Genomic DNA, 7449 nt, shown 5'->3' with positions numbered 1-7449 from the left:
ACGCCTTCACCTCCGAGGAATGTGCCAACTACCTCAAAAATTCAGGCTATCGAACTTAATGCCATCACGCTTTAGGCCTCCGCGCCTCTGCGACAAAGAAAAAGGGTGGGCAACGCGCCCACCCTTTTTGCTTTTGGCGTGCAGGGCAAGCGAACCGCACTCGCCCTGCAATTTCCGCCTTAGTTCTTGCTCTTGTCGACCAGCGCACCCTTCTTGATCCAGGGCATCATGTCGCGCAACTTGGCGCCGACTTCCTCGATCGGATGCTGCGCGAGCTTGGCACGGGTGGCCTTGAACGAGGTCTGGTTGACCTTGTTCTCGAGCATCCAGTCGCGGGCGAACTTGCCGCCCTGGATGTCGGCGAGCACGCGCTTCATCTCGGCCTTGGTCTCGGCCGTGACGATGCGCGGACCGGTGACGTACTCGCCGTATTCGGCGGTGTTGGAGATCGAGTAGTTCATGTTGGCGATGCCGCCTTCATAGATCAGGTCGACGATCAGCTTCACTTCGTGCAGGCACTCGAAATAGGCCATCTCGGGCGCGTAGCCGGCCTCGACCAGCGTCTCGTAGCCGCCCTTGATCAGCTCGACCAGGCCGCCGCAGAGCACCACCTGCTCGCCGAACAGGTCGGTCTCGCACTCTTCCTTGAAGGTGGTCTCGATGATGCCGGCGCGGCCGCCGCCGATCGCCGAGGCATAGCTGAGGCCGAGGTCATGGGCGTTGCCCGACGAATCCTTGGCGATCGCGATCAGGCAGGGCACGCCGCCGCCGCGCTGGTATTCCGAGCGCACGGTGTGGCCGGGGCCCTTCGGCGCGATCATCAGCACGTCGAGGTCGGCGCGCGGATCGAGCAGGTTGAAGTGCACGTTGAGGCCGTGGGCGAACACGAGCGCCGCGCCCTTCTTCATGTTGTCGTGCAGGTGCTCGCGATAGATGTCGCCCTGCAGTTCGTCCGGGGTCAGCATCATGACGAGGTCGGCCCACTTGGCGGCTTCGGCGACTTCCATCACCTTGAAGCCGGCGTTCTCGGCCTTCTTGGCCGAGGCCGAACCCTTGCGCAGCGCAATCGCCACTTCCTTGACGCCTGAATCCTTCAGGTTCAGCGCATGGGCGTGGCCCTGGCTGCCGTAGCCGACGATGGCGACCTTTTTGCCCTTGATCAGGTTCAGGTCGGCATCGCGATCGTAGTAAACTCGCATCGTGGTTTCCTCGTTTGAAGGGGGCCAAAATCGGCCGATGAATCAGGCTTTCGGAAGGTCAGAACCGCCGGGCGCCCGCGAATTTCCGGCGTTGTCTAGAGCATTTTCCCCCTCAGGGGAAACCCTCATCTCGCATGGCGCGGTGCGGCATCATGCGTCCATGAAGACCGGATAGAGCGAGGCCAGCAGCAGGATGGCCATCACCACATTGAAGGCGCGGATCGCCCGGGGCGAGGTCAGGACCGGCCGCAAGGCGGTCCCGAACAGCGCCCAGACGACGCAGGACACCGTACCCAGGATCAGGCTCAGGCCGACCTGGATCGCGATGTTCCAAGGAAAGGCGGCAATCGCCGCATAGGCCGTGATGGTGCCGATCACCATCACCCAGCCCTTGGCGTTGATCCACTGGAACATGGCGGCGCCCCAGAACGTCATCGGGCCGCGGCCGCCCCTGTCGTCCTTGTCCGCTGAGGGCGGCTCGGCCATGGCGATGACGGCGGCGAGATAGATCAGGTAGACGACGCCGCCATATTTCAGGATCGTCTGCAGCACCGGATAGGCGATGAAAACGGCCCCTAACCCGACGCCGACCGCGCCGACCATGAAGGCGAAGCCAACCGTGATGCCGGCGATGTGGGGCACCGTGCGGCGGAAGCCGTAGGTCAGCCCCGACGACAGCAGCATGATGTTGTTGGGGCCCGGCGTGAAGAACATCACGACGGCGAACACGACAAAGGCGAACAGCAGCGAATTCGACATTGCGCCCTCACGCGACTTTCGGCAGAGCTTTTGGCCGTTTCGACAGCAGCATCACGGCGATGCCGGCGATCACAGTGACCATGCCGGCCAGTCGCAGCGGCCCGAATGTCTCGCCGAACACGATGCTGGAGGCGGCGGAGCCGACGAACGGCACCAGCAGCGCGAACGGCACCACCTGCGCCGCCGGATAATCCCGCAGCAGGCGGCCCCACAGCCAGTATGCGATGCTGGTCGAGATGCCGCCGAGACAGAGCATGCAGACGAGCCCGGTCAGCGACATATGGGTCAGCGCATGCCAGGTCGGCTGCGGGCCGTTGGTGATCAAGGTCAGCACCGCAAGCGGCACCGCGGCGGACAGGCACAGCCAGGCGAACAGATCGAACATCGGCGCGCCGTTCGCCTGCCGCAGAAGAAGATTGCCGATCGCGAAGCTGATCGGACAGATCATGATGATCGCAAACGCGGCGACGCTGAAATCGTAGCCGACCGTCCCGCAGATCATCAGCAGGCCGAGCGCGGCGATCGCGATGCCGATCGCCTGGATCCGCGTCGGGATTTCACCGAAAGCCAAGGCAGCAAAGGCGATGGTGAACAGCGCCTGGCTCTGCACGATCACGCTGGAAAGCCCGACCGGAACGCTATGCGCGATCGCAAAGGCCTGTGCGAGGAACTGGCCGAGGAACAGCGTGGCGCTAATCGCGATCAGAAGCGGCCAGGAAACGCCGGGCTTGCGCAGGAACAGGCACGGCAGCGCGGCGATGGCGAAGCGCAGCGTCGTCATCAGCTCCGGCGAGAACTCATCGAGCGCGATCCGGCGTGCGACGAACGCAAGCCCCCAGATCACCGCGACCATGACGGCGATGCCAACATCGGCCGGCTTCATTGTTGTTCTTCTTTTGCTTCCGTTTCGGTCGGGATCTAGATCTGTTCGTCGGGCTTCGGTTTGCGCAGCAGATAGGTGCCGTGCAGCGGCGCGTGGTAATCAACGGAGACCAGCGTGAAACCGGTCTCGGTCAGCATGCGCTCCATCACCCAGCCGAAGGTCGAGTATTCGTCGCGCATATGGGTGATCACGCTTTCGCGCTCGAAACCGTGATTCTTGATCGAGAAGTCGGCCCATCCTTCGACATCGCGATCGACACCGTCGGGCATACCGACGAACACCATGTCGCGCAGATAGAAGTTTGCGCCGGGCTTCAACGCGTTGAAGATTCGCGACAGCGCCACTGCCTTCCAGAAGTCCGGCAGATGGTGCAGCGTGAACTCGCTGACGATGAGGTCGTAGGAATTCGGTTGATAGGCGAACGACAACAGGCCGGCCGGCTGGGTCCGGATCTTCGCCTTGCGGTCGCGCGCATAGATTTCGGCAAGCCCGATCATCGCCGGCGAGATGTCGATGGCATCGACCTCGGCGCCCATCAGCGCCGCCTCGGTGGCCAGCACGCCGTTGCCGCAGCCGATATCCGCGATCCGCCAGCCCGGCTTGACGCCGAGCATGGTCAGCGCCTGGCGGGCACGGACATCACTGTCCTCGCTGACGTCATAGATCGAGGCCACCGCGGTATCGAGACCGACCTGCCGCCGTTGCGTGTAGTACCAGTCGCGCGCCAACATGACTCACATCCCTTCCGGCCCACGCGTGATCGCGGCCACCCCGGTTCGTGACACCTCGACCAGGCCCAACGGACGCATCAGGTCGATGAACTGACTGATCTTGGACGAATTGCCCGTGATCTCGAACACAAAGCTCTCGGTCGTGGCGTCGATCACCCGGGCGCGGAACGCGTCCGCCAGCCGCAGCGCCTCGACGCGGTGATCGCCACCGCCCCGCACCTTGACCATCGCGAGCTCGCGCTCGATCGAGCTGCCGGTCAGCGTCATGTCGACGACGCGGTAGACCGGGATCATGCGGTCGAGCTGATGCTTGATCTGCTGGATCACCATCGGCGTGCCGGTGGTGACGATCGTGATCCGCGAGAGATGTTTCTGGCTCTCGGTCTCCGAGACGGTGAGACTCTCGATGTTGTAGCCGCGGCCGGAGAACAGGCCGATCACGCGCGCGAGCACGCCGGGCTCGTTCTGCACGAGCACGGACAAAGTATGCGTCTCGTTGGGATCGTGACGCTCTTCGAGGAAGTAGGCGGATGCGGGCTGGTTCATGGTCGTCCCCTTACATTCTGTTCACGCCACCGCCCGCTGGGCGGCCGGCGCAGCATCCGTCCCGATCCAGGTCCGGAACAGATCGAAATCGATATTGCCGCCGCTCAGGATCAGGCCGACCCGCTTGCCGGCGAGCCTGCTCTTTTCCTGCAGCGCGGCCGCAAGCGCCGCAGCGCCCGCGCCCTCGGCGAGATTATGGGTGTCGGTCCAGTAGGCGCGGATCGCCTGCCCGACCTCGTCGTCGCTGACCTGCACGATGCGGGACGCCCCCTGGCAGATCAACGCGAACGCATCCGCGTCTGGAATCCGCGTCGCCATGCCGTCGGCAAGGGTGTTGCTGGTCTCGGTGGTAACGATCTTTCCGGCCGCAAACGACAGCGCGTAGGACGGCGCCTCGGTCGACTGCACGCCGACGATCTCGGTCTTCAGTCCGAGCAGGTCGCGCGCCATGATGCAGCCGCAGATGCCGGAGCCCTGCCCGATCGGCACATAGAGAATGTCGAGATCGGGCGCGGTACGGAACAGCTCGAGCGCGTAGGTCGCGACACCCAGCACGAGGTCCGGGTGGAACGACGGCACCATGTGCAGGCCGGCGAATTGGGCGCGGCGCTCGGCCTCTTCCCGCGCGGCCTGGAAGTCGTCACCGTGCTCGACGAGCTCGGCACCGAACGCGTGCATGGCGCGGTTCTTCTCGACCGAGTTGCCGCACGGCACGTAGATCGTCGCCGGCACGCCATGACGCCCTGCCGCGAACGCCAGGCTCTGGCCGTGATTGCCGCGCGTCGCCGAGATGATGCCGGGCACGTCGGGCCGCTCGCGCTTCAGCCGCTCGAGATAGACCAGGCCGCCGCGCACCTTGAAGGCGCCGGTCGGCGTGTGGTTCTCATGCTTGACCACGACCTCGGTGCCGAGCCGCTCGGCGAGCAGCGGCCAGGCGTGCGCCGGCGTCGCCGGCATTGCGGTGCCGACGATCCGGTGCGCGCGCTCGAGCTCGTTGAGGTCAAACATGGGAGCCGCCCTCCATCCGGGCGCGCGATAGGCTCCCTCGCCCCGCTCTTCGCGGGGAGAGGGTTGGGGTGAGGGGCTGCCTCCAAGAAAGCGGTGAGAGACGGACTCGCGGAGACTCCCCCTCACCCGGATTGCGCTCGCGCGCAATCCGACCTCTCCCCGCAAGCGGGGCGAGGTGAAGAGAGAGTGCTCCGCGCCGATCCATCATCACACCAGCGCCTTGCCACCGGAGAAGGCCTTTGCGGTGGCCTCGTCGGTCGCCTCTTCCGGCAGCAGCATCTCGTTGTGCGCCTTGCCCGACGGGATCATCGGGAAGCAGTTCTCCAGCGCGGCGACGCGGCAGTCGAACAGCACCGGGCGCTTGATCGAGATCATCTCCTTGATCGCGCCGTCGAGATCGGACGGCTTGGTCGCCTGCAGGCCGACGCAGCCATAGGCGTCGGCCAGCTTGACGAAGTCCGGCAGCGCCTCGGAGTACGAGTGCGACAGGCGGTTGCCGTGCAGCAGCTGCTGCCATTGCCGAACCATGCCCATGTACTGGTTGTTCAGGATGAAGATCTTGATCGGCAGCTCGAACTGGACCGCCGTCGACATCTCCTGAATCGTCATCTGCACCGAGGCGTCGCCGGCGATGTCGATCACCAGGCTGTCCGGATGCGCCACCTGCACGCCGACCGCGGCCGGCAGGCCGTAGCCCATGGTGCCGAGACCGCCCGAGGTCATCCAGCGGTGCGGCTCCTCGAAGCCGAAGAACTGCGCGGCCCACATCTGGTGCTGACCGACCTCGGTCGTGATGTAGGTGTCCTTGCCGCGGGTCAGCTCGAACAGGCGTTGGATCGCGTATTGCGGCAGGATGATATCGTTGTTCTTGCGGTAGGACAGCGAGTTGCGCGCGCGCCATTGCGCGATCTGCTGCCACCACGACTTGATGTCCGGCTTCTTGGCTTCGGCCTTGAACACCTGCAGCAAATCGCCGAGCACGTTGCCGGCGTCGCCGATGATCGGCACGTCGACGCGGATGTTCTTGTTGATCGAGGACGGGTCGATGTCGATGTGGATCTTCTTCGAGCCCGGCGAGAACGCGTCGGTACGGCCGGTGATGCGGTCGTCGAAGCGCGCGCCGACGCACAGCATGACGTCGCAATCATGCATCGTCATGTTGGCTTCGTAGGTGCCGTGCATGCCCAGCATGCCGAGCCAGTTCGGGCCCGAGGCGGGATATGCGCCCAGCCCCATCAGGGTCGAGGTGATCGGGAAGCCGGTCGCCTCCACCAGCTGGCGCAGCAGTTTCGAGGCCTCGGGACCCGAATTGATCACACCGCCGCCGGAATAGATCACCGGACGCTTTGCGTTGGCGAGCAGCGCCACCGCCTTGCGGATCTGGGTCGCGTCGCCCTTGACGCGCGGCGTGTAGGAGATGTGCACGTCCGATTTGCGCGGCGGATGATAGGTGCCGGTCGCAAACTGCACGTCCTTCGGCACGTCGACCACGACCGGGCCGGGCCGGCCGGTGGTGGCGACATAGAAAGCCTCGTGCAGCACCCTGGCGAGGTCGTTGACGTCGCGAACCAGCCAGTTGTGCTTGGTGGCGGGCCGCGTGATGCCGACCGTATCGCACTCCTGGAAGGCGTCGTTGCCGATCAGGTGGGTCGGCACCTGGCCGGTGATGCAGACCAGCGGGATCGAATCCATCAGCGCGTCGGTCAGCGGCGTCACCATGTTGGTGGCGCCCGGGCCCGACGTCACCAGCACCACGCCGGGCTTGCCGGTCGAGCGCGCATAGCCTTCGGCGGCATGGCCGGCGCCCTGCTCGTGGCGGACCAGGATGTGCTCGACTTCGCTCTGCTGGAAGATCTCGTCATAGATCGGGAGCACCGCACCGCCGGGATAGCCGAAGACATGTTGCACGCCGTGATCGATGAGCGCGCGCACGATCATCGCGGCGCCGGTCATCTGATTGGGATCGTGGCTCTTGTCGGTCATGGTTCGCTCCGGATGCGCTTGTTTTTGCGCGGCTTTTGTCAGTTCTCGTCAGTTCGGCTTCGGGCAATAAAAAGGGGCCCCAGAGGCCCCATGCACACCGCCCGAATTTGGATGGCCGCTAGCCATCCCCGGCGGTGTGCCTGGGTACGACGGCGATAAGCAGCTTGGTAATAATGTTGCGCACGAGACGACCCAGTCTTCCCAAAGGTTGCGCGAACATAGCGGCCAAAGCCTGAATGTCAAGGCAAGGCAAGCACTTTCGCGATTTCCGTACTCTACCGGGGTTCCGCTCGTTCGGCGAGTGTTTTTGCGCAGGCGAACGCGCATGGCTGACGGGCGT

7 protein-coding genes are annotated in these 7449 nt (G+C 64.6%); all 7 read right to left on the bottom strand.

Annotated features, from left to right (window positions below):
* Positions 1–179 precede the first annotated feature (179 nt).
* The 7 genes from ilvC to QJT82_RS37950 all read right to left on the bottom strand — a co-directional run bounded on the left by ilvC (position 180) and on the right by QJT82_RS37950 (position 7109).
* Positions 180–1199, bottom strand: a complete 1020-nt coding sequence (gene ilvC, locus QJT82_RS37980) for a ketol-acid reductoisomerase (RefSeq protein WP_028342350.1) — start codon at positions 1197–1199, stop codon at positions 180–182.
* A gap of 150 nt (positions 1200–1349) precedes the next feature.
* The gene (locus QJT82_RS37975) at positions 1350–1958 is read right to left on the bottom strand and encodes a LysE family translocator (RefSeq protein ID WP_028342349.1); all 609 of its coding nucleotides are present in this window, start codon (positions 1956–1958) and stop codon (positions 1350–1352) included.
* 7 nt (positions 1959–1965) lie between these two features.
* Positions 1966–2841, bottom strand: a complete 876-nt coding sequence (locus QJT82_RS37970) for an EamA family transporter (protein ID WP_264641782.1) — start codon at positions 2839–2841, stop codon at positions 1966–1968.
* Positions 2842–2876: 35 nt separating this feature from the next.
* A complete protein-coding gene (locus QJT82_RS37965; protein ID WP_028332477.1) occupies positions 2877–3572 on the bottom strand; it encodes a class I SAM-dependent methyltransferase in 696 nt (231 codons plus the stop codon).
* A 3-nt stretch (positions 3573–3575) separates the two neighbouring features.
* On the bottom strand, positions 3576–4118 hold the full coding sequence (ilvN, locus tag QJT82_RS37960; RefSeq protein ID WP_016841057.1) for an acetolactate synthase small subunit: 543 nt from the start codon (positions 4116–4118) through the stop codon (positions 3576–3578).
* Between the two features lie 21 nt (positions 4119–4139).
* The gene (locus tag QJT82_RS37955; protein ID WP_028342347.1) at positions 4140–5126 is read right to left on the bottom strand and encodes a threonine dehydratase; all 987 of its coding nucleotides are present in this window, start codon (positions 5124–5126) and stop codon (positions 4140–4142) included.
* Between the two features lie 207 nt (positions 5127–5333).
* Complete coding sequence (locus QJT82_RS37950) at positions 5334–7109, bottom strand: acetolactate synthase 3 large subunit (protein ID WP_016841059.1); 1776 nt, start codon at positions 7107–7109, stop codon at positions 5334–5336.
* Positions 7110–7449: the final 340 nt, after the last annotated feature.

It is taken from the genome of Bradyrhizobium sp. Mp19, assembly GCF_029952935.1.
GTDB classification, from domain to species: Bacteria; Pseudomonadota; Alphaproteobacteria; order Rhizobiales; family Xanthobacteraceae; genus Bradyrhizobium; species Bradyrhizobium elkanii.
This window is presented reverse-complemented; position numbering and strand designations above follow the sequence as displayed.

Coding starts and splice junctions, on each gene's coding strand:
- ilvC (WP_028342350.1), bottom strand. CDS start 1,199: ATGCGAGTTTACTACGATCGCGATGCCGACCTGAACCTGATCAAGGGC.
- QJT82_RS37975 (WP_028342349.1), bottom strand. CDS start 1,958: ATGTCGAATTCGCTGCTGTTCGCCTTTGTCGTGTTCGCCGTCGTGATG.
- QJT82_RS37970 (WP_264641782.1), bottom strand. CDS start 2,841: ATGAAGCCGGCCGATGTTGGCATCGCCGTCATGGTCGCGGTGATCTGG.
- QJT82_RS37965 (WP_028332477.1), bottom strand. CDS start 3,572: ATGTTGGCGCGCGACTGGTACTACACGCAACGGCGGCAGGTCGGTCTC.
- ilvN (WP_016841057.1), bottom strand. CDS start 4,118: ATGAACCAGCCCGCATCCGCCTACTTCCTCGAAGAGCGTCACGATCCC.
- QJT82_RS37955 (WP_028342347.1), bottom strand. CDS start 5,126: ATGTTTGACCTCAACGAGCTCGAGCGCGCGCACCGGATCGTCGGCACC.
- QJT82_RS37950 (WP_016841059.1), bottom strand. CDS start 7,109: ATGACCGACAAGAGCCACGATCCCAATCAGATGACCGGCGCCGCGATG.